This is a genomic window from Pannonibacter sp. CBAS1226 (assembly GCF_055685825.1).
The window spans coordinates 560,016-581,059 of record NZ_JBVOUO010000001.1 but is presented as its reverse complement, the minus strand read 5'-3'; the positions used below and the strand labels follow the sequence as shown (position 1 = coordinate 581,059).

At 64.1% G+C, this 21,044-nt stretch carries 19 protein-coding genes; 7 read left to right on the top strand and 12 right to left on the bottom strand.

The window, feature by feature from the left end; translation table 11 throughout:
• Positions 1–36: 36 nt before the first annotated feature.
• The 7 genes from tatC to nagZ all read right to left on the bottom strand — a co-directional run bounded on the left by tatC (position 37) and on the right by nagZ (position 5,399).
• Positions 37–825: a twin-arginine translocase subunit TatC gene (tatC, locus tag AC0CMF_RS02625; protein ID WP_050475183.1), complete on the bottom strand. Its 789-nt coding sequence runs from the start codon at positions 823–825 to the stop codon at positions 37–39.
• The gene (gene tatB, locus AC0CMF_RS02620; protein WP_374628125.1) at positions 822–1,328 is read right to left on the bottom strand and encodes a Sec-independent protein translocase protein TatB; all 507 of its coding nucleotides are present in this window, start codon (positions 1,326–1,328) and stop codon (positions 822–824) included. Before tatB ends, tatC begins: the two co-directional genes overlap by 4 nt.
• A 38-nt stretch (positions 1,329–1,366) precedes the next feature.
• Positions 1,367–1,603 (bottom strand): twin-arginine translocase TatA/TatE family subunit, encoded by a 237-nt coding sequence (locus AC0CMF_RS02615; RefSeq protein WP_050475185.1) that lies wholly within the window; start codon positions 1,601–1,603, stop codon positions 1,367–1,369.
• 135 nt (positions 1,604–1,738) lie between these two features.
• A complete protein-coding gene (locus AC0CMF_RS02610; protein ID WP_094461802.1) occupies positions 1,739–2,884 on the bottom strand; it encodes an ABC transporter ATP-binding protein in 1,146 nt (381 codons plus the stop codon).
• On the bottom strand, positions 2,881–3,540 hold the full coding sequence (gene scpB, locus AC0CMF_RS02605; protein WP_050475187.1) for an SMC-Scp complex subunit ScpB: 660 nt from the start codon (positions 3,538–3,540) through the stop codon (positions 2,881–2,883). Before scpB ends, AC0CMF_RS02610 begins: the two co-directional genes overlap by 4 nt.
• Entirely contained in the window at positions 3,530–4,336 is an 807-nt protein-coding gene (locus AC0CMF_RS02600; RefSeq protein WP_123194364.1) for a segregation and condensation protein A, read from the bottom strand. Before AC0CMF_RS02600 ends, scpB begins: the two co-directional genes overlap by 11 nt.
• 40 nt (positions 4,337–4,376) lie before the next feature.
• Positions 4,377–5,399, bottom strand: a complete 1,023-nt coding sequence (nagZ, locus tag AC0CMF_RS02595) for a beta-N-acetylhexosaminidase (RefSeq protein WP_374628124.1) — start codon at positions 5,397–5,399, stop codon at positions 4,377–4,379.
• 135 nt (positions 5,400–5,534) lie between these two features.
• Here nagZ and AC0CMF_RS02590 point away from each other — a divergent pair, with 135 nt between their 5' ends.
• Positions 5,535–6,542: an alpha/beta hydrolase gene (locus AC0CMF_RS02590; RefSeq protein WP_374630667.1), complete on the top strand. Its 1,008-nt coding sequence runs from the start codon at positions 5,535–5,537 to the stop codon at positions 6,540–6,542.
• A gap of 65 nt (positions 6,543–6,607) precedes the next feature.
• On the opposite strand, the gene AC0CMF_RS02585 is transcribed toward AC0CMF_RS02590, so the two are convergent.
• The 3 genes from AC0CMF_RS02585 to AC0CMF_RS02575 all read right to left on the bottom strand — a co-directional run bounded on the left by AC0CMF_RS02585 (position 6,608) and on the right by AC0CMF_RS02575 (position 12,630).
• Positions 6,608–9,481, bottom strand: coding sequence for an SPOR domain-containing protein (locus AC0CMF_RS02585; protein ID WP_374630669.1), 2,874 nt, complete (start codon positions 9,479–9,481; stop codon positions 6,608–6,610).
• Positions 9,482–9,562: 81 nt separating this feature from the next.
• Positions 9,563–11,329, bottom strand: a complete 1,767-nt coding sequence (argS, locus tag AC0CMF_RS02580; protein ID WP_374630671.1) for an arginine--tRNA ligase — start codon at positions 11,327–11,329, stop codon at positions 9,563–9,565.
• Positions 11,330–11,409: 80 nt separating this feature from the next.
• Complete coding sequence (locus AC0CMF_RS02575) at positions 11,410–12,630, bottom strand: deoxyguanosinetriphosphate triphosphohydrolase (RefSeq protein ID WP_374630673.1); 1,221 nt, start codon at positions 12,628–12,630, stop codon at positions 11,410–11,412.
• A gap of 194 nt (positions 12,631–12,824) precedes the next feature.
• On the opposite strand from AC0CMF_RS02575, the gene erpA reads away from it, so the two are divergent.
• From erpA to AC0CMF_RS02555, 4 genes are all read left to right on the top strand, one after another.
• On the top strand, positions 12,825–13,175 hold the full coding sequence (gene erpA, locus AC0CMF_RS02570; RefSeq protein ID WP_026355957.1) for an iron-sulfur cluster insertion protein ErpA: 351 nt from the start codon (positions 12,825–12,827) through the stop codon (positions 13,173–13,175).
• Positions 13,176–13,527: 352 nt separating this feature from the next.
• Complete coding sequence (gene xth / locus AC0CMF_RS02565; protein ID WP_374630675.1) at positions 13,528–14,310, top strand: exodeoxyribonuclease III; 783 nt, start codon at positions 13,528–13,530, stop codon at positions 14,308–14,310.
• 3 nt (positions 14,311–14,313) lie between these two features.
• A complete protein-coding gene (locus AC0CMF_RS02560; RefSeq protein WP_374630677.1) occupies positions 14,314–14,481 on the top strand; it encodes a hypothetical protein in 168 nt (55 codons plus the stop codon).
• An 80-nt stretch (positions 14,482–14,561) separates the two neighbouring features.
• A complete protein-coding gene (locus AC0CMF_RS02555) occupies positions 14,562–14,864 on the top strand; it encodes a hypothetical protein (protein ID WP_374630679.1) in 303 nt (100 codons plus the stop codon).
• 170 nt (positions 14,865–15,034) lie between these two features.
• On the opposite strand, the gene AC0CMF_RS02550 is transcribed toward AC0CMF_RS02555, so the two are convergent.
• Together AC0CMF_RS02550 and AC0CMF_RS02545 are read right to left on the bottom strand one after the other, a co-directional pair.
• Complete coding sequence (locus tag AC0CMF_RS02550; protein ID WP_082206155.1) at positions 15,035–15,889, bottom strand: tetratricopeptide repeat protein; 855 nt, start codon at positions 15,887–15,889, stop codon at positions 15,035–15,037.
• Positions 15,890–16,284: 395 nt separating this feature from the next.
• Entirely contained in the window at positions 16,285–16,563 is a 279-nt protein-coding gene (locus AC0CMF_RS02545) for a hypothetical protein (protein ID WP_374630681.1), read from the bottom strand.
• 305 nt (positions 16,564–16,868) lie between these two features.
• Here AC0CMF_RS02545 and parE point away from each other — a divergent pair, with 305 nt between their 5' ends.
• Entirely contained in the window at positions 16,869–18,977 is a 2,109-nt protein-coding gene (parE, locus tag AC0CMF_RS02540; protein ID WP_058900830.1) for a DNA topoisomerase IV subunit B, read from the top strand.
• 249 nt (positions 18,978–19,226) lie between these two features.
• A complete protein-coding gene (locus AC0CMF_RS02535) occupies positions 19,227–20,834 on the top strand; it encodes a DEAD/DEAH box helicase (protein WP_123194371.1) in 1,608 nt (535 codons plus the stop codon).
• Positions 20,835–21,044: the final 210 nt, after the last annotated feature.

The following is a 21,044-nucleotide window of genomic DNA, read 5'->3' as shown; positions in this document are numbered from 1 at the left end:
GCGGAAGGGGCAAAGGCAAGGAAGGCTGGAGGCGGTTCACGCCGCCGCGTCTTCCTTTTCCTTTTCGGCCCGCTTGCGCTCGATCATCCGCACCGAAAGAATGGACACTTCGTAGAGAAGCAAGGTCGGGACCGCAAGGCCGATCTGACTGATGGGATCGGGCGGGGTCAAAACGGCGGCCGCGATGAAACCCACCACGATCGCATATTTCCGCTTTTCCTTGAGCGTCTGCGACGTCAGGAAGCCGGAGCGGCCCAGCAGCGTCAGAACCACCGGCAGCTGGAACACGAGGCCGAAGGCGAAGATCAGGGTCATGATGAGACCGAGATATTCACTCACCTTGGCCAGATGCTGGATGGCCACCTTGCCCTCGCCGCCCGTCTGCTCCATCGACAGGAAGAAGCCCATCGCCATCGGCATGACGAAGAAATAGACGAGACATGCCCCCATCAGGAACAGAACCGGCGTGGCCGCCAGGAACGGCAGGAAGGCCCGCCGCTCGTTCTTGTAGAGCCCCGGCGCCACAAACATGTAGATCTGCGAGGCAATCACCGGAAACGCCAGGAACAGGGCGCCGAACAGCGCCAGCTTCATCTGGGTGAAGAACCACTCCTGCGGCGCCGTGAAGATCATCTCCACAGGCTTGGCCGATCCCACTGCCTTCAGATAGGGCACCGTCAGGATGTTGTAGATGTCCGTCGCGAAGTAGAAGCACACGACAAACATGATGATGAAGGCGATGACCGACTTCAGCAGGCGGGAGCGCAGCTCGATCAGGTGCTCGATGAGCGGCGCCTTGGAGGCGTCGATGTCGTCCTGGCTCATGCTGTCTTGTCCTGGGAAGCGGGTGCAGCCTGTGCTTCTGCGGGAGCGGCCGGAGCGGCTGGAGCAGGCTCAGACTTGGGCTCAACCACGGGTTCGGGCGGTTGAGGCCCCGTCACGGGAACCGCCAGCGGCTGGTCTTCCGTCGAGCTGGCGGCGGAAACGGGCACCGGCGGCGAAACGGGTGCCGCTGCATCAGTCGCTGGAGCCGGAGAGGCGGCTTCCTTGCCGGCAGCACGGTCCCCTTCAATCGACTTCTTCAGGTCCCCCAGAGGATTGAAGTTGGCAGCAGCGTCGGCCGCCTTGCGCATGTCGTCGATGTCGGCCTGACGCTCAGCCTCGCGGATGGCATCATTGAAGGTCGACTGGAACTCGTTCGCCATACGCCGCGCCTTGCCGACGATCTGACCGAAGGTCCGCAGCATCCGCGGCAGGTCTTTCGGGCCAACGACAATGATCGCCACGCAGGCAATCACCATAAGTTCAGCCCATCCGATATCGAACATGAATAACCGCCATCCCTAGCGACAAAGCGACTGACGGATCAGCCAGCCTTGGACTGGTCCTGTACCTTGTCGGCAGCAACCGGATCGGCCGGCTTGTGTTCGATGGTCTTGGACGCTTCGGGAGCCTTCTCGGCCGTGTCGTCCTCAGCCATGCCCTTCTTGAAGCTCTTGATGCCTTTGGCGACGTCGCCCATCAGGTCGGAGATCTTGCCACGCCCGAAGAGCAGGATGACGATCACTGCGATGATCAGCAGCTGCCAGATACCAATACTCATTCCCTGAACTCCCAATATGGGTCAGATACGCAATGCCCTGCCCTCGTGCACCCTTGCCCCTGGCGCAGGACGCTTTTCCAGGAAGCGCCGCGCCCGATAGATGTGGGACCCGGAACACGGCCCCGCAAGCTCCTTCTAGTCGGTTACGGCCTCTTTGGCAAAGGCAAGTACATCCCGTGGATCAAGCTCCACACTCACATCGGAACCTGCAGTAAGGCCCTCATCACCGCGCAACCGCGCCTTCAGGGGCTGGGACAGTCCTTCCACGTCCACAAGCACCAGATCTGCCATGCCGATGAAGCGGCGGCTGAGAATGCGCCCCTTGCAGCCTTTGCCCTCTGCGCCGGAAAGAATCACGCCTTCCGGGCGCACGCAGATGTCCAGTTTCGTGCCGGCAGGCAAGCAGCGCTCCGGCTCCAGCGCCAGCCGGCCCAGGGCGCATTCCAGCCCGTCTGCCGTGGCCACGCCCTCCAGTTCATTGACCTCGGAGAAAAAACGGGCGGCAAACCGGCTTGTGGGCTGGAGATAAAGCTCCCGCGCCGTGCCGAACTGCACCAGCCGTCCGCGCCGCATGAGGGCGATCCGGTCGCCCATGCGCATCGCCTCTTCCGGGTCGTGGGTCACCATGATGCAGGTCGCCCGCGTCTCGCGCAGGATCATCAGGGTTTCCTCCCGCACATCGTCGCGCAGGCGCCGGTCAAGGCCCGAAAAGGGCTCATCCATCAGCAGGATGCCGGGGCGCGGTGCAATCGCACGGGCCAGCGCCACGCGCTGCTGCTCGCCGCCGGACAAAGAATGGGGATAATCATCCGCATAGCCCGCCAGCCCCACCCGCGCCAGCATCTGCCCGGCGACCGAGCGGGCCGCATCCCGGCTCAACTGCGTCAGGCCGAACATCACGTTCTCAAGATTGGTCAGATGCGGAAACAGCGCATAATCCTGGAACATCAGGCCCACACCACGCTTTTCCGGCGGCAGGAAGCGGGCTGGCCCGGCAACTTCCTCGCCATTGATCAGCACGCGGCCGGACGTTTGCGGCTCGACACCGGCCGCAATGCGCATCAGCGTTGTCTTGCCGCAGCCCGAATGCCCCAGAAGGCAGAGAATTTCGCCCGGCTCGATGCTGAGGCTGACACCATGCAGCGTCGGCACCCCATCATAGGAATGAAAGACATTCTCGAAGGCCAGACCAGCTGCGAAAGCCGCCCCCGCCGTGCCGCGAGCCCCCCAGCCGGGGGTATCGCCGCTTTCGGGCCGTTCCTTCAGGGCGGTTGCGCTCATTGCTGCGGTTCCTCTTCTTCAAGCTCCTCGAAATCGAACAGTTCCCCTGTCTCCAGCGGATCTTCATCCGGGGCAAGGGCATCCGAATCGTCAGGCATCGGCACATGGAAGCTGGCCGGGATGGCACTGTCGAGCAGCCCTGCCCCCTTCAGCTCCTCAAGGCCCGGCAGATCGCCGATGACCTCCAGCCCGAAATGGTCGAGAAAGGCATCCGTGGTGCCGTAGGTGACCGGGCGGCCCGGTGTCCTGCGGCGGCCGCGCATGCGGATCCAGCCGGTTTCCATCAGCACGTCCAGCGTGCCCTTGTTGGTCGAAACGCCGCGGATTTCTTCCACCTCGGCGCGGGTCACCGGCTGGTGATAGGCGATAATGGCGAGGGTTTCCAGCGCCGCCCGCGACAGCTTGCGCTGTTCCACCGCCTCGCGCTGCAGCAGATAGGCCAGATCCTCGGCGGTGCGGAAGGCCCATTTTCCGGCCACCCGCACCAGATTGACGCCGCGCATCGCATAATGGCGCTTCAGCTCGGACAGGAGCCCATCCACATCCATGCCCTGCGGCAGCCGGGCGGCAATGTCGTCCCGCGCCAGCGGCTCGGCAGAGGCAAAGAGCAGCGCCTCCACCATGCGCAGGCCATCCCGGTCGATCTCATCCGCCATCGCGGGAACCCTCCTGCCGTTTTCTGATATAGACCGGCTCGAACGGGCCGGACTGGCGCAGTTCGATATGTCCCTCACGGACCATTTCAAGGCTGGCGGAGAACGTGCTGGCGAGCACGGTCGCCCGTTCCTGATCGTCCATCAGATAGTCCATCAGATAAGAATTGATCGGCGCCCAGTCCGCCATGCTGCCGACAAGGCGCGTGAGGATTTCGCGCGCCTCCTGCAGTGACCACACGGTCCTGAGCCGCACCCGCACGTGGGTGACCGACTGGCGCTGACGCTGCGCCGCATAAGCGGTCAGGAGCTCGTAGATGGTCGCCGTCCAGATGCTCTTGCGCTGCACGGCGAGCTGCTGCGGCGCGCCGCGGGCAAACACATCCCGGCCCAGCCGGTTGCGGGCCATCAGCGCAGCTGCCGCATTGCGCATCGCCTCCAGCCGCTGCAGGCGGAAGGCAAGCGCAGCGGCCAGCTCCTCGCCCGTGGGCTCGTCCTCGTTCTTCTGCTCTGGAATCAACAAACGCGACTTCAGATAGGCGAGCCAGGCCGCCATCACCAGATAATCGGCCGCCAGCTCCAGCCGCATCTTGTGGGCTTCGGAGACGAAGGCAAGATACTGCTCCACCAGCGCCAGAATGGAAATACGGGTGAGATCCACCTTCTGGCCGCGTGCCAGCGTCAGCAGAAGGTCGAGCGGGCCTTCAAAGCCGTCCACATCCACGACAAGCTGCGGATCGGACACCGCCCGCTCATTGTCGATGGGCGGGCCTTCCAGAAAGTCCGGCTGTGTCACCATCTGCCGTTTCCTTCACGCGCTGGTTCCGGGCCGCACAAAATCAGGCAAGCCCCGCACCGCCCAGCAGTTCATCCATCTCCGCCCGCGCCGCAAGCGTATCAAAGCCCGCTTCCGGCACCGGGCGCGCGGCAAGGGCCCGCACGCAGCGGTCAAGGCTGCCGCCTTGCAGCACCGGCGCAACTGCCGCCACCTGGCGCATCTCGGCCAGATCTCCGTTGCAGTGAAGCGCAAGATCGCAACCCGCAGCAAAGGATTTCGCAGCCCGGCTGCCAATATCGCCGCCCAGAGCCTCCATGGAAAGATCGTCACTCATCAACACGCCGTCAAAGCCGATCTGGCGGCGGATGACCTCTTCAATGATGATCGTCGACTGGGTGGCCGGATGATCCGGATCGATGTCCTCGAACAGCAGATGACAGGTCATGCCCAGCGGCAAATCTGCAAGCTTGCGGAACGGCAGCATGTCCACCGCTTCCAGATCAGAGCGCGGCGCCCGCACGCGCGGCAGTTCCTGATGGCTGTCGACTTCCGCCCGCCCGTGTCCGGGAAGATGCTTGATCACCGGCAGCACTCCGCCTGCCAGCAGGCCGTCACAGGCGGCCCGGGCAAGCGCCGCCACCGTCTCCGGCTCCTCCGCATAGGCCCGGTCGCCGATGGCATCCACGGTCTGCGGGAACAACACGTCCAGCACGGGCATACAGTCTACGGTGATGCCGAGCTCGGCCAGGTCATGGGCGATCAGCCGCGCGCCGAGAAAAGCGGCGCGCAGGCCCTTTTCCCGGTCCAGCTCATAAAGCGCTCCGAAGCGGCGCGCAGCCGGATAGGATGGGGCAAGCGGTGGGCGCAGGCGCTGCACCCGCCCGCCTTCCTGATCGATCAGAACGGGCGCATCGCTGCGGCCAACTGCCTCACGGAAGGCGGCTGTCAGCGCCCCGATCTGCTCACGGCTCTCGCAATTGCGGCGGAAGAGAATGAGCCCCCACGGGTCTTCGGCGGCCAGAAAGGCGCGCTCATCCTGCGAAAGTTCCAGCCCCGCACAGCCCGTGATGAATGCCTTCGTCATCAAACACCTTTGCGGGCGTCCTTCCACAGGAACCGCCCGGATCTGTCAGGCCGCACAAAGGGCTGATTTGCACCCTCTGTGCGCCTGGCTCATAAACATGCTCTGAGACCCATGTGCCAATCACAGGATGCCATCATGCGCAAGCGCCACGACACACCCAAGGGAAGTCTTCACAGCCTCACGGTCGCAAGCTCCCTGCTGGCAGCCAATCTTCTGGGCGATCCGGCAGAGCGCGAGGTCATCGTCTACGTGCCCCATGGCCATGATGGCAAGGGGCTTCCGCTTCTCGTCGATCTTGCGGGCTTCACCGGATCGGGCCCCGGCCATGCCGCCTGGAAGAATTTCGGCGAGAACCTGCCCGAGCGGCTGGACCGGATGATCGAAGATGGCACCCTGCCCCCGGTTGTCATTGCCATGCCCGATTGCTTCACCCGGCTGGGCGGCAACCAGTATGTCGATTCGGCCGCCATGGGCCTGTGGGCGCAATATCTCACCGGCCCGATGCTGGAGGCGGTCGAGGGCCGCTTCGGCTGCGGCGGCAAGGGCAAGCGCGGGCTTTTCGGCAAGTCTTCCGGCGGCTATGGCGCCATCATGCATGCCATGCGGCACGCGGATGTGTGGTCGGCGGCCGCCTGTCATTCCGGCGACATGGGTTTCGAGCTGTGCTACCTGTCCGACATGCCAAACGTGCTGCGCACGCTGGCGCGCAAGGGCGGCTCGGTGGAGCGTTTCATCACCGACTTCGAGGCAGGACCGAAGTTCTCCGGCGCCGACATGCATGTGCTGATGTCCCTCGCCATGGCCGCGAGCTATGATCCGGACCCGGACAGTTTCTGCGGCATCCGTCTGCCGGTCACCTCCGGCACATGCGAGCTCATCCCGGAACGCTGGGCCAACTGGCTGGCACATGACCCGGCGCAGATCGTCACCCAGCACCTGGACGCGTTGTCCAGCCTCAAGGCGCTGTGGATCGATTGCGGTGATGTGGACCAGTACAATCTCCTCTACGGCGCCCGCCGCCTGCACCAGACGCTGACCGCAAGGGGCGTCGCGCATGTCTATGAGGAGTTCCCGGACAACCACTCCTCCATCGACTACCGGCTGGAGCGCAGCCTGCCGCACCTTGTGAAGGCACTGATGTAAGGCATTATTCTTAAAAGAAAAACGCCGGTCACGTGACCGGCGCTTTTCGTCTCTGGCTGTCCGTCTCAGTTGCGGCGGACGAAGCAATCGCCGCCGGCGGACTGCAGGCTGCCGCAGAGCGCGTCGGCTGCGTCCTTGGACCCGGCCGGAATGCGCACGCGGTAGAACGTGCCGCGGCCTTCGATCTCGATCGGCTCGATCACCGGCGTCTGCCCGCCCAGCACCGACGGGTAGCGGCGCTGAAGGGCGGCGTAGGCGGTCTGCGCCTGTTCCTGGCTGCGCTGAGACGTCACCTGCACCACATAGGTGCCCGGCGCAATCGAAGACGCGGCCGGAGCGGTGGCCTGCGGCTGCTGCGCGGGCTGAGCCGCAACGAGCTGGGGTGCCGCCGGCTGAGTCAGGTTGAGTGGTCCGGAATTGACAGGCTGCGGCGTGGAAGGCTGGGCCGGAACCGGCTGCGGCTGAACAGCCGCAACCTGCGCGCCCGGACCCGGCTTCACCCGCGGTGTTGCACCGTTGAAAATCGCATCCGCAGCCCGCTGTTCTTCCGGCGTTACCGGCGTCAGAGGCCCTGCGGCCTCCTCGGCGCCCGGCGCCGGCGTCAGGGCCGCAACCGGAGCCAATGCACCAGCTGCGCCGGGCATGCCCGGCGTTTCCAGTGCCGGGGTCTGCGCAACCGGCGTGGGCGAAACGGTCCGTACTGTCCCTGCCCCGGCCGTATCAGCGCTCGAAGCGCCGTTGATAATCGTGCCGTCGGGCCGCACCACGAGCGTGCGCACCCGCTTCGGCGCCCCCGGCGTCAGATCCGATGCGGAACCATCCACCGGTGCGGGGGGAAGTTCGGCCGGCTCCGGGCTGTCCTGCACGACCATGCGCTCACCATCGGCCGGCTCTCCGCCAACACGGTCATAGATGAGCTTGGCGGGCTGGCTGGCGCCGCTTTCGGCCGGTTCGGGATAGGTCTTCAGCGGCTCTTCGAGCCCTGCAATCACCTGCGGCGGGCCATCCGGCACGGACGAGCCGCCAGATCCGAGCAGCGCAAAGGCAGCCCCTCCGGCAACGGCAACGCCAAGCACGGCGGCGGCAATCTTCAGGCCCCGGCGGCTGTTGCCCGAATGCGGAGCTGCCTGCTCTTCATAGGCGGAATGGGGCGGAAGGATACCGGCGCCCGCAAGCGTCGGATCACTCTCCTGCATGGCACGGGCAACCGCATCCAGATCATAGCCACCGGGAGGGGGCGGTGCCTCGTCCTCATCATACAGCAGCGGCAGCTGCTGAGCCTGCGGACGGCTCTGGGCAAAGATATCGGCAATCTCGCCCTCAGACAGGTCATCCTCGACAGGACCTGCATCCCGCGGAAGATTGCGCAAGGCGTCCGGCCAGGCCATGTCATCGATATCGGCAGAATCAAGGCCGGAGGACTTGCGCTCCGGCTCATTGCCCCGCTGCAGTCTTTCATCCTTGAACAGGGACCCGACGAGATCATCAAGCTCGGCAAAGCTGGCCGAGGCCTCCTTTGCGCTGCGCACAGCTGCATCGGACGCCAGCGATGGCCAGGGCTGCGTGGCATCCGGCACAAAGGGAACCGCAGCGGTCGCCGCCTTGCTCGGCTGGGGCGCCGCAGCCAGGGCCTCGGGGTCATAGCCTCCGTAGGACGGCGCACTGGCGGTCTTGTTCGAAGGCTCGGCCTTGGCCTGAGGCATCTGGGGTGTTGCGCGCGGCTTGAAGGTCCGTTCCGCAGATTTTGCCCCGGCCGGAGAAACCTCTTCGCTCAGCGCAGACACCAGCGACCCGGCAAGAGCGGCCGAAAGACTTGCCGCCATGGATCCCGTCTCCGGGCCATGAGCGGAAGGAGCAGGCCTCTCCTCGCCATATCCAGCGAAGGAAGAGGCCGGTTGAACGCGGCCCTGTTCCTGAAGCCCTGCCTCGAAGGCGCCCTGCAGCTCATCCTCCAGCCCCTGCTCCAGGCTGGCAGCAAAATCAAAACCGCTTCCCCGATCCAGAGACCCGCGCAACGCGCCCTGATCCCCGGCGTCATACCGGCTGCCAGCCGCCGTCAGATTGCCAGCGTAGTCCTCAGCGGGATAAGCCTCTTCCGTATAGGCTTCTTCTGCCGGGTAAGCGCCATCGTCTGTGTAGCCCTCGTCAGCATAAGCCGATGCGCCATAAGACTGACTTGTGTAAACCTCGCCGCCGGTCATGGCGGCATCATCCTCCGGATAGCCCGCGAGCTCTTCCGGATCGAGAGACAGGTTCAGGCCCGGACGCAGACCTACAACGGCCTCGTCCTCAGCGCTCTCGCCAGCGTAATAGTCCCCCTCACCGGCAGCCAGAGAAGAGGCGAAGGCATCTTCGTCCAGCTGAAGGCCGGACGAGCCGCGCAAGCCATAGCTCTCCACTGACGGGGCATACTGCGCCGGCTCTGCCTCTTCAAAACGCAAGGGGGCACCGCCGCTGCGCAGATCCGGCGTCACGAATGGCTGCGATACGACCTCAGGATAGCCGCTCTCCTCGCTGCGGGGAGTGCCATAGGGGTCTTCCAGATGGAAGTCTTCAGGCAGGGCCACGGCCGGAGCGCCATAGTCCGGCTGGTCCGGATAGCCTTCGTACGGCTCATCCGCATAGGATCCGGCGCCGGCATAAGCCTCTTGGCCAGCATAGCTCTCCGGCTGGCCGTAAGCGCCCTGGCTCTCGTCACCGCCGTAGCCGGCAGGCTGGGAAACCGGAGGCTGCCCCGCCGGCTCCCGCAGCAGATCATCCTGATCCAGCGCTGCGAAGTAATCGCCGCCAGCTTCTGAAGATGCGGGACGGTTGCGGTTGACGATGCGCGCCAGCTGAACCAGCGGATCCTCAGCGCCCAGCTGATCGTCCGTATGCCGTGCGGCAGCATCTGCCTCACGGAAAGAATCGGATCTGGGAAAGTCAGAGCGTTGAGACATATTCGTGTTGCGTTCCACCGATGGCATCCGGCCAGGCCAACTGGCTATCCGGGATCACCCGGCCGGACACGCTCTCCTGCCTCAGCGCATTTCCTGGGGGGCGTCGACTCCAAGAATTGCAAGCCCAGAAGCAAGAACCAAAGATACTGCCCTCACAAGAGCAAGACGCGCGAGAGTCAACTCTGTATTTTCAGGGTTAATAAAACGTAATTGCGGCATTTCCTTGCCACGGTTCCAGTGCGCATGCAAGGAACTTGCCAGATCGTGCAGGAAAAACGCGATTCTGTGCGGCTCATGCGCCTCGGCGGCGGCGTCGACCATCTTCGGCCACATCGCAAGCTTGCCGATCAGCTCCAGTTCGCCAGAATCACTCAGGCCTTCGTAGCTCACCGCGGCCAGCGCAGCGTCCGACAGATCCTGCCCCTTCATCTCCTCAGCCGCCTGGCGCAGCACCGAGCAGCAGCGGGCATGGCCATACTGCACGTAGAAGACGGGATTGTCCTTCGACTGCTCCGTCACCTTCTGGAAATCGAAGTCAAGCGGCGCGTCATTCTTGCGGAACAGCATCATGAAGCGCACCGGATCGCGGCCCACTTCCTCCACCACATCGCGCAGGGTGACGAAATCGCCGGCACGCTTGGACATGCGCACGGGCTCGCCCGCCCGGAACAGCTTCACCAGCTGGCACAGGCGCACGATCACCTCGGACGAGCCGCCGGAGATGGCCTTGCCGACCGCCTCCAGACGCTTCACATAGCCGCCGTGGTCGGCGCCCAGCACATAGACCATCTCCTTGAAGCCGCGCTCGTATTTCGACAGGAAATAGGCAACGTCTGCGGCGAAATAGGTGTAGGAGCCGTCGGACTTCTTCAGCGGACGGTCGATGTCATCGCCAAAACCGGTGGCGCGGAACAGGGTCTGCTCGCGGTCTTCCCAGTCTTCCGGCAACTGGCCTTTCGGCGGCGGCAGGGTGCCCTCATAGACGAGATCACGGCCGCGCAGCACGTCCAGCATCCGGTCGATGGGCGATTCTCCGCCTTCGTTGCGCTCATGCAGGGTGCGCTCGGAGAAGAACACATCGTGATGCACGTTGAGGAGCTTCAGATCCCCCCGGATCAGCTCCATCATGCCCGAAATCGCTGCTTCCTTGACGATGGGCAGAGCCGCCTCCTCTCCCATCTCCAGCAGCGTCTTGCCATGGGCCTTGGCCAGTTCCTCGCCCACCGGCTTCAGATAGTCGCCCGGATAGAGGCCAGCCGGAATCTCGCCGATGTCCTCGCCCAGAGCCTCGCGGTAGCGCAGGAAGGCGCTGCGGGCGAGCGTGTCGATCTGCGAGCCTGCGTCGTTGATGTAGTATTCGCGGGTCACTTCATAACCGGCATAGGCCAGCAGGTTGGCCAGCGCATCGCCGAAGACCGCGCCGCGCGTATGGCCCACATGCATCGGGCCCGTCGGGTTGGCCGAAACATACTCCACGTTGACCTTGGCGCCGCCGCCCAGTGCGGAGCGGCCGAAGTCAAGGCCGCCGCTGACGACAGCCTTCAGGATCCGCTGCCACACCACGGGCTTGACGCGCAGGTTGATGAAGCCGGGACCGGCAACGCTGACCTCTGCAACTTCGGCATCCTTGGCAAGAGCTGCGGAAATCTGGTCGGCCAGATCGCGCGGCTTCATGCCGAGCGGCTTGGACAGAACCATGGCCGCGTTGGTGGCAAGGTCGCCATGGGCCGGATCGCGCGGGCTTTCCACGGTGATGCGGGCAAGATCCTGATCGCTCAAGGGGCTGGGAAGATCGAGCGCCTTTACGGCAGCCTGCACCCGGGTGGTGAATTCAGCAAAGATGTTCATCGTATGGCCAATCTGGCTTGTCTTGAAAAGGAATGGCTTGAGCGCCCCGGTTTCACCCTGGGGCATGTCTGGCGGCGGGCCTAGCCCAAATCCGGTGTATCGTCAAACAGGCGGCGGTGTTCCTCGATGGCATAGCGGTCGGTCATGCCGGCGATGAAGTCGCACACGCGCCGCGCCCTCGCTTCCGGTGCAAGGTCAGCAGCCCCAGCCGCCCATTCGCGCGGCATGTCGGCCGGTGTGGCCATGTAATGGGCAAAGAGCTCGCGCGTGATCCGCGCCACCAGCTTGCGCACCGACAGCACATCCGGATGCCGGTACATGCGGGCAAAGAGGAAGCGCTTCACTTCCTTCTCGGCTTTGCTCATTTCGGCGGAGAAGTCCACCACCGCATGCCCTGCCCTGCGGATGTCCTCGGCGCTTTTCGGCTGCAGCTCGCGCAGGCGGCGGATGCCCTCGCGGATCACGTCTTCCACCATGCGGGTGATCTGGCGGCGGACGATCTCATGGATACGCCGCGGCTCGTCCAGCCCCGGATAGCGGCTATCGACTTCCTGCAGAATATCCGCCAGGAACGGCACTTCGGCGATGTCCTGAATGTTGAACAGCCGCGCCCGCAGCCCGTCATCCAGATCGTGGGCGTCATAGGCAATGTCATCGGCAATGGCGGCGGCCTGCGCCTCTGCGCTTGGCCAGCTGTCGAGGCGCAGATCCTGCTTGTCCGAATAGGTGCGGATGGCGAAGGGCAGCACGCTGTCCTTGAACTTGCCGAGGGGCGCGCCGGAGGCATCCACCAGCGGGCCATTGTGCTTCACAAGGCCTTCCAGCGTTTCCCAGCTGAGGTTCAGCCCGTCCCATTCGGCGTAGCGGTGCTCCAGCGAGGTGACGACGCGCAGCGACTGGGCATTGTGGTCAAAGCCGCCGTAAGGGGCCATGCACTCATGCATGACATCCTCGCCCTCATGTCCGAAGGGCGTGTGGCCGAGGTCATGGGCGAGCGCCAGGCACTCGGCCAGATCCTCATCGAGCCGCAGAGCGCGGGCGAGCGCACGGGCGATCTGCGACACCTCGATCGTGTGGGTCAGACGCGTGCGGTAGTGATCGCCCTCGTGATAGACGAAAACCTGCGTCTTGTGCTTCAGGCGGCGGAAGGCGGTGGAATGGATGATGCGGTCCCGGTCGCGCTGGAAGGGCGTGCGCGTCGGGCTCGCCGGCTCGGGGTGAAGACGCCCCTGCGTCTGTGCCGGGTCCTGTGCATAGACGGCCCGTGCCTGCGCCCCATAACCAAGGCTCGCTACTGTCATTCAAATCACCCCACCTGCAAGCAGACCGTACCGGACGGCATTCCTGACCTTGCGCTTCTGCAATTGACGCAGGCCCAATGCGTACATACCTATTAGTCAAGACAAGGCGCAACTGTGATGACACCCTGTGAATGGCTGGATATGGCCATTTTCCTGCAGAAATCCAGCGCCGCACCCCAAGGGAAGCCGATTTCATGAGCACAGACACCCTGGAAGCCGCCACCCCGGTCACCCTGAGCGCCCGCGCCGCCCGCCGTGTTGCAAAGATTCTCTCCGGCGAAACGCCCGGCTCCATGCTGCGCGTCAGCGTCGAAGGCGGCGGCTGCTCGGGCCTTCAGTACAAGTATGACGTGGTTACCGCCCGCGAGGAGGATGACCTGGTCATCGAGCGCGACGGCGCCACGGTTCTGGTCGATTCGGTGTCGCTCCAGTACATGGAAGGCTCGGAAATCGACTTCATCGACGATCTGATGGGCCAGTCCTTCCAGATCCGCAATCCCAACGCCGTCGCCGGCTGCGGCTGCGGCACGAGCTTTACGATCTGAGGCGCAGTCCGGCGTAACGCAGCAAGGCTCTACGCCACTCGTCCGCAATCCCTCCCCATCGTCATCCCGGACGCGCGCCGCGCGATCCGGGACCGGTGAGCCGGGGCAGTTGTTGTTTGTGCCGCGAACCATATCCGGAAGGCCTTGGCTCACCGGTCCCGGCTCTCCGCTTCGCTTCGGCCGGGATGACGATGGAAGAGCTGGAGCAAGGCAAGTCGCCCCGTCGCGCCGTCGCGCCAGCATTTCCTTGCAATCCACCTGCTGCCAGTCCCCCTCTCTGGCCATCCCCCCACGTGCCTGCTAACACTGTCAGCCGGAAAACATGAGATCGGCAGAAGGACGGGCTGCGGGGATGAAGATCGCCACCTGGAACATCAACGGGGTCAAGGCCCGCATCGACACGGCGCTGCAGTGGCTTGCCGAGGCAAAGCCGGACATTGCCTGCTTCCAGGAAATCAAGTCGGTGGACGAGGCCTTCCCCTCTGCGCCTTTCGAGGAACTGGGCTATCACGTCGCCACCCACGGGCAGAAGGGCTTCAACGGTGTTGCGATCCTCTCCCGCCAGCCGCTGGAGGACATCCAGCGCGGCCTGCCGGGCGATGACAGCGACGAGCAGGCCCGCTACATCGAGGCAACCGTTTCGACAGACGGCGGGGCGCTGCGCGTCGGCTGCCTTTACCTTCCCAACGGCAACCCGCTGGGCACGGAAAAATTCCCCTACAAGCTGCGCTGGATGGACCGGCTGATCGCCCATGCCCGCACGCGCCTTGCCGAAGAGACGCCCTTCCTGCTGCTGGGCGACTACAACGTCATCCCCGAGCCGAAGGATGCGCGCAATCCGCAGGACTGGCTGGGCGATGCCCTGTTCCAGCCCGAGAGCCGCAGCCGCTTCCGCAGCCTTCTCAATCTCGGCTTCACCGAAGCCGTGCGCGCCTCGACGGATGCCGCCGAAACCTACACTTTCTGGGATTATCAGGCAGGCGCCTGGCAGCGGAACAACGGCATCCGCATCGACCACATCCTGCTGTCGCCGCAGGCAAGCGACCTGATGCGCGGCTGCGGCATCGACGCCCATGTGCGCGGCTGGGAAAAGCCCTCCGACCATGTGCCGGTCTGGGTCGACCTCGCCGCCTGATATGTGACGAGCCTCGACGGCTCGCCGGTGGATCTTTCGGCCTATCCGGCCGGCTCGCGGCTCCGGGTTCTGCCCAGCCACGCCTGCATGACGGCGACGGCCTATGACGGCTACCACATGATCGAAAACGGCGCCGTGACGGGCTGGTGGCCGCGTGTAAACGGCTGGTGAGCCGTCGCCATCCGGGTGAGATTACCGTAATCAGTGCCCTTGCGGCTTGAAGACCGCGCCTCCCGTGCTACGCTCAAGCCATGAAGACCTTGCGCCTGATCCCCGGGGCTCTGCTATCGGCACTGATCCCCGCCCTGATCACGGCAACTCTCCCGGCTCCTGCGGGGGCCGGCGAGAAGCCGAAGGTCAACTGCATCTGCAAGGCCAACAGTCAGGACTATCACGTGGGCGATGTGATTTGCCTGCGCGGCGTCATCGCCCAATGCGTGATGTCACAGAACGTGACCTCCTGGGACGTGAGCAAGGCCCCCTGCCCTTCGGTTGAAGCCCCGGCGCCTGAACCCGGCGAGCCCACGGATCTGGCTTATGCCAACTTCGAATGAACTTGACTCATCGGAAGTTGGTCAAGCCCGTGCGGCGTCTGAGCATTTTCAAGGCGTGATGCGTCGGATGCCCTTCCCGTGGCTGAATAGCAAAACGCCTGCGGCGCGGAATGGCAAAACGCCTGCGGCGCAGGCCACAGGCGTCAATTTCCACGTGATGCAAAGAGATGTTACCGCAGCGTCGATGCGCTGAGCGCTTCGGCAGAAGGCGCGCGCATCGGCTCATGCTTGGCCATCCAGGCATCGGCACGGCGGGCGGCGGAGCGGCGGATATCCTCACTTGCCAGCGAGAAATACCGCTCCTGCATGTCGACGACCCAGCCCAGATCGCCAACGCCTTCTTCAGCCGCATGGGCGCGGGCAATGGTCATCCACATCAGCCCGCGTTCGCGGTTTTCCAGCGAGTCGGCCAGGTTGAACAGGGTCTCGCCCAGAAGCGCCTGCGCCCCGATGTGCCCCTTGAGGGCCGCAAGGTTGAACCAGCGCACGGCCATCAGATCATTGTTCTCGCGGTAGATCTGCCCCAGCTCATACTGGGCCTCCGCATCGCCGAAATACGAGGCGGCGTGGGTGAAGATCTGGCGGGCACGGGCCGGATTGGCCTTGACCTGCGTATTCTTGATGCCGGTCATGTAGTATTTGCCAAGCGCCACGAAGGCGCTGGAGACGAAAGGTGCCTGCGGAGAGGTGGGGCTTTCGTCGCCATAGAGGCTGACGACCTGATTGTAATACTCGAAAGCCTTGTAGTCGTCCTCGGCAACGCCGTCACCGGCCGCATACATCTGGCCCAGCTTCCAGGCAGCCATCGGCTGGCCGTTCTCGGCCGCGTAGCGCAGGGAATCAAGCGCTGCCTGCTTGTCGCCGGAATAGTATTTCCTAGCGCCAAGGCGCAGCGCCTCGCTCGCAGTCATGCGCTCCGGCGTGATCTGCTCGTTGCTGGCCGGTGTTCCGTCAAAGGCATGAGCAGGCACCAGCAGCATGAGCTGCAGACCGGCTATCTGGACGAGATTCCGCAAGATACGCATGACTCTGGATCTCACCTTGGTGCGGACTGGCGCACCTTTTCCGGCCAAAGCTGCAGCGCGGCTGGCAGCCAGCCTGACCGCCATGCCCGTGGCGCCGTGCGGCGCTGGCCCTGTGTGAATTCGATGGAGAGAAAAATACCCCGGCATTCCGGCAGCATTTGGGCCAGCAGCGCTCCGGCCGCCGGTATTTGAGCTGGCAGCTACGGCACCATGCGAAAAAAATCTGCGGGAGATGGAACCGAAGAAAGAGGAATGCGTTTCACCGCTGTAAAGACAGACTCGGGATGTCATCCCGTCATTCCCTGTCCTGTTCAACGCAAAGATAACGCGCACACCAAACCCCTGATCCAATGGCATACACACTGATGCGTATGCCCGCTTGACTGCCTCGCTCTTCATGCCTGCCACTCATTCCCCCAAGGGGGCGGCGGCAATTTGCTGAAGATCATTCTGCCCTTCCATGCCACAAAGGGTTGAAGCCCAATCGTGGCTGAACGGCGGCAATTCCGGCGCCACAAGTCATAGCGCATCACATCGCGTCTGACTGTTGCGGCGGCGCCACAGACTCGCGTCTGTTTTTTATTCAATCCCGCCACCCTGAGCGCCGCAAAGCTCAAGGTTTCTGCCGCGTCCTGCCGCCAGAACACCTTCCAAAAAGCAAGCCGGGCAACCATTCACGGCTGCACAGCTCCTCTTGCTGCTTCATGGCAGGGACTGGCGCGGGGCCGGACGGCCCTTGCACTCACACTGGATGAAAGCGGTTGACATTCGGTTGTCCAGACCGTTCAAAAGCGCCGTTTCGTTGGAAATCCGCGCGGTTCCGGGGCTTTCCCCTTTCGCCGCAGGCTGGCGGCTGAGACAATCGCGCCGAATCGGGCAGCAGCGAATCGGGCTCCGGCAACGGGAACCGGACATACGGCACGGCCATTTGCGTCACACGCAAGGGCCTGCCCCACAGACTATGGAACATGGAAACGGCATGAGCGCAGACGAGGATCTCTTCGCAGGATCAGCAGCAGCGGCAGGGAGTGCGCCCGCAAAGGCAGCCCCCAAGGCGGCCAGCAAAGCAGCCCTTGCGCCCGCGCCCGCCGTCCTAGCGGCCGCAACAGCACCGGCTGAAGCGGCAAGCCCCGCACCGCAGCGCAGTTCCGCAGCCGGTGAGGACTATACGGCAGCCGACATCGAGGTGCTGGAAGGCCTTGAGCCGGTGCGGCGCCGTCCCGGCATGTATATCGGCGGCACCGATGAAAAGGCGCTGCATCACCTCTTTGCCGAAATCATCGACAACTCGATGGATGAGGCCGTCGCAGGCCATGCCACCTGGATCGACGTTGCCGTTGGCGCCGATGGCTATATCACCATCACGGACAATGGCCGCGGCATTCCGGTCGATCCGCATCCGAAGTTCAAGGACAAGTCCGCGCTCGAAATCATCATGACGACGCTGCATGCGGGCGGCAAGTTCGACAGCAAGGTCTACGAGGCCTCGGGCGGCCTGCACGGCGTGGGCTCCTCGGTGGTGAATGCCCTGTCGGAGGAAATGGTGGTCGAGGTGGCGCGCGCGCGCAAGCTCTACCGTCAGGTCTTCCAGCGCGGCAAGCCCGTGGGGCCGCTGGAACTCGTCGGCGACGTGCAGAACCGGCGCGGCACGCTGGTGCGTTTCAAGCCCGACTGGCAGATCTTCGGCAAGGAAGCAAAGTTCGAACCGGCGCGCCTTTTGCGCATGGCCCGCTCCAAGGCCTATCTGTTCGGCGGCGTCGAAATCCGCTGGCATTGCGACCCTGCCCTGCTGGACGAGAAGGACAAGACACCGGCCGAAGCCGTGTTCCACTTCCCCGGCGGCCTGAAGGACTTCCTTTCCGAAAAGCTGGGCAAGGAGCGCAAGGTCATCGACGACATCTTCGCCGGCAAGCTGGGCCAGCCCGGCAAGCACGGCGCGGTGGAATGGGCCGTCACCTGGTTTGCGGGCGACGGGTTCCTGTCTTCCTACTGCAACACGGTGACGACACCGGAGGGCGGCACGCATGAGGCGGGCCTGCGCTATGCACTGCTGCGCGGCCTCAAGGCCTATGCGGATCTCGTCGGCAACAAGAAGGCCGCGATCCTCACCTCGGAAGACATCATGACCTCGGCCGCCGGCATGCTGTCGGTCTTCATCCGCGAGCCGGAGTTTGTCGGCCAGACCAAGGACAAGCTGGCCACCAACGAGGCAACGCGCATCACCGAAAATGCCCTGCGCGATGCCTTCGACCACTGGCTGACCGCCTCCCCCACCCAGGCCAACAAGCTGCTGGAATGGGTGATCGACCGGGCAGAAGAACGCCTGCGCCGCCGCCAGGAAAAGGACGTGGCCCGCAAGACCGCCGTGCGCAAGCTGCGCCTGCCGGGCAAGCTGGCGGATTGTTCGGCCAACCAGTCGGAAGGCACGGAGCTGTTCATCGTCGAGGGTGACTCGGCCGGCGGCTCCGCCAAACAGGCCCGCAACCGCAACAATCAGGCCGTGTTGCCCCTGCGCGGCAAGATCCTGAACGTTGCCAATGCCGGGCGCGACAAGCTGGTCGCCAACCAGCAGCTGGCGGACCTGATCCAGGCGCTCGGCTGCGGCACCCGCACCCACTACAAGGATGCGGACCTGCGCTACGAGAAGGTCATCATCATGACCGACGCCGACGTGGACGGTGCGCATATCGCCTCGCTGCTGATCACCTTCTTCTACCGCGAGATGCCGGAGCTGATCCACAACGGCCACCTCTATCTCGCCGTGCCGCCGCTCTACCGCCTGACGCAGGGCGGCAAGACCATCTATGCCCGCACGGACGAGCATAAGGACGAGCTGATGGCCACCGTCTTCAAGGGCAAGAGCAAGGTCGAGATCGGCCGCTTCAAGGGCCTTGGCGAAATGCTGCCGGGTCAGCTGAAGGAAACCACCATGGATCCCTCCAAGCGCACCCTGCTGAAGGTGCAGGTGGTGGCGGGCGACGAAGCCGGCACCAGCGACACCGTCGAACAGCTGATGGGCAACAAGCCGGAAGCCCGCTTCCGCTTCATCCAGGACCGCGCCGAATTCGCGCATGACCTCGACATCTGAGCGTGAAGCGCCCGTTTCAAGCTAACGGCGAAGTCAAGCTGCGGCATTTGCGATGAGAGGCAGGCGCCCGCGTGCCTGCTGATTTGCTCCCAACTGGCGGCTGTTAGCATTAACAGGGCCGTTTCAGGGTCAAAACCTCAGGAAAACATTGACAAGAGGGCCTTTAACTGTAGGGTGGCGCCAATTCCGGACCCGGGCAGAGCTTGGGTCCGTCCAGCTACAGCGACCCAGAATCGGACCTCGTTCTCAATGTCATTTGACACTCTCGGCCTCAGCGAGAAAGTACTTCAGGCGGTTACGGCTGCCGGTTACAACGAACCGACCGCCATCCAGAAGGGCGCCATTCCCCACGTGCTGGAGCGGCGCGATGTTCTGGGCATCGCCCAGACCGGCACCGGCAAGACGGCCTCTTTCACGCTGCCGATGCTCACCCTTCTTGAAAAGGGCCGCGCCCGCGCACGTATGCCCCGCACCCTGATCCTTGAACCGACGCGCGAACTCGCGGCGCAGGTTCAGGAGAATTTCGAGCGGTATGGCGTCAACCACAAGCTGAATGTCGCCCTGCTGATCGGTGGTGTTTCCTTCGGCGAGCAGGACAAGAAGATTGACCGCGGCGCCGACGTTCTGATCGCCACACCGGGCCGTCTGCTGGATCACGTCGAGCGCGGCAAGCTGCTGCTGCAGGGCGTCGAGATCCTCGTGATCGACGAAGCCGACCGCATGCTCGACATGGGCTTCATCCCGGACATCGAGCGGATCTGCAAGCTGATCCCCTTCACCCGCCAGACCCTGTTCTTCTCGGCCACCATGCCGCCGGAAATCCAGCGCCTGACGGAAACCTTCCTGCAGAACCCGGCCAAGGTTGAAGTTTCGACACGCTCCTCCACGTCCTCGACCATCACCCAGCATCTGGTGGCGACCGGCGGCGAAGACTATGAGAAGCGCCAGACCCTGCGCGATCTTCTCGCCCAGGCCGAAGACCTGCAGAACGCCATCGTCTTCTGCAACCGCAAGGTTGACGTGGCCACCCTGTTCCGCTCGCTGGAGCGGCATGGCTTCAATGTCGGCGCGCTGCATGGCGACATGGACCAGCGCACCCGCATGACCATGCTGGACAATTTCCGCAAGGGGAACCTGAAGCTGCTCGTCGCCAGCGACGTGGCTGCCCGTGGTCTCGACATTCCGGATGTGAGCCACGTGTTCAATTTCGACGTGCCGATCCATGCGGAAGACTATGTCCACCGCATTGGCCGCACGGGCCGCGCCGGACGCCTCGGCGTTGCCTATACGCTGGTTGACGGCGACGACCAGAAGTATCTGGGCGCCATCGAGAAGGTGATCGGCAAGAGCATCGACTGGCTGGGCGAGCCGCTGGACTTTGAAGCTGCCATTGCCGAGCGCAAGGAGCGCCGCAAGGCCGCCCGCTCCGGCGGTGCCAAAGCCGAGCGCCCTGCCCGCCGCCCCCGCGGCGGCAGCCGCACCCAGGAGGCTGCGCCGGACGAAAGCCCGCGCGAGGAAGCTGCAGAGGTTGCTGAGGCCAAGGCACCCGCCCGCACCCGGACACGCCGCCCGCGCAAGAGCGAGACGGCCGAGGTGCAGGATGCGGCGCCGGCCGTGATGGCGGAAGATGCTCCGCAGCCGCGCATTGCCCCGCAGCAGGCACAGCCGCAGGACACCGGCCGCGAGCGCAACGACCGGCACCCCCGCGACGGCAACCGCAATCAGCCGCAGCGCGACCGCAACGGTGGCAACAACCGCCGCGGCCGCCATCAGGATGACGACCAGCCGGTTATCGGCCTCGGCGATCACATTCCCGCTTTCCTGCTCCGGGATCCGCGCGCTAAAAAGGCGTCCTGATCCAGGTTCTGAAGTCAGGTGTGGAAGCGCCGCCGCATCTGATCAGTGCGGCGGCGTTTTGCTGCGGCAACGCAGCCTGCGCCAACTGCAGCCGGAACGTACAGGGCAATCTCTGGCCGTAACGGAAACATTGTATACAGTAGAACGGAGGGCAACCGCCCCAGATTTATGCGCAATTTAACTCAGCGTTAAATTACATACTACTAGTGT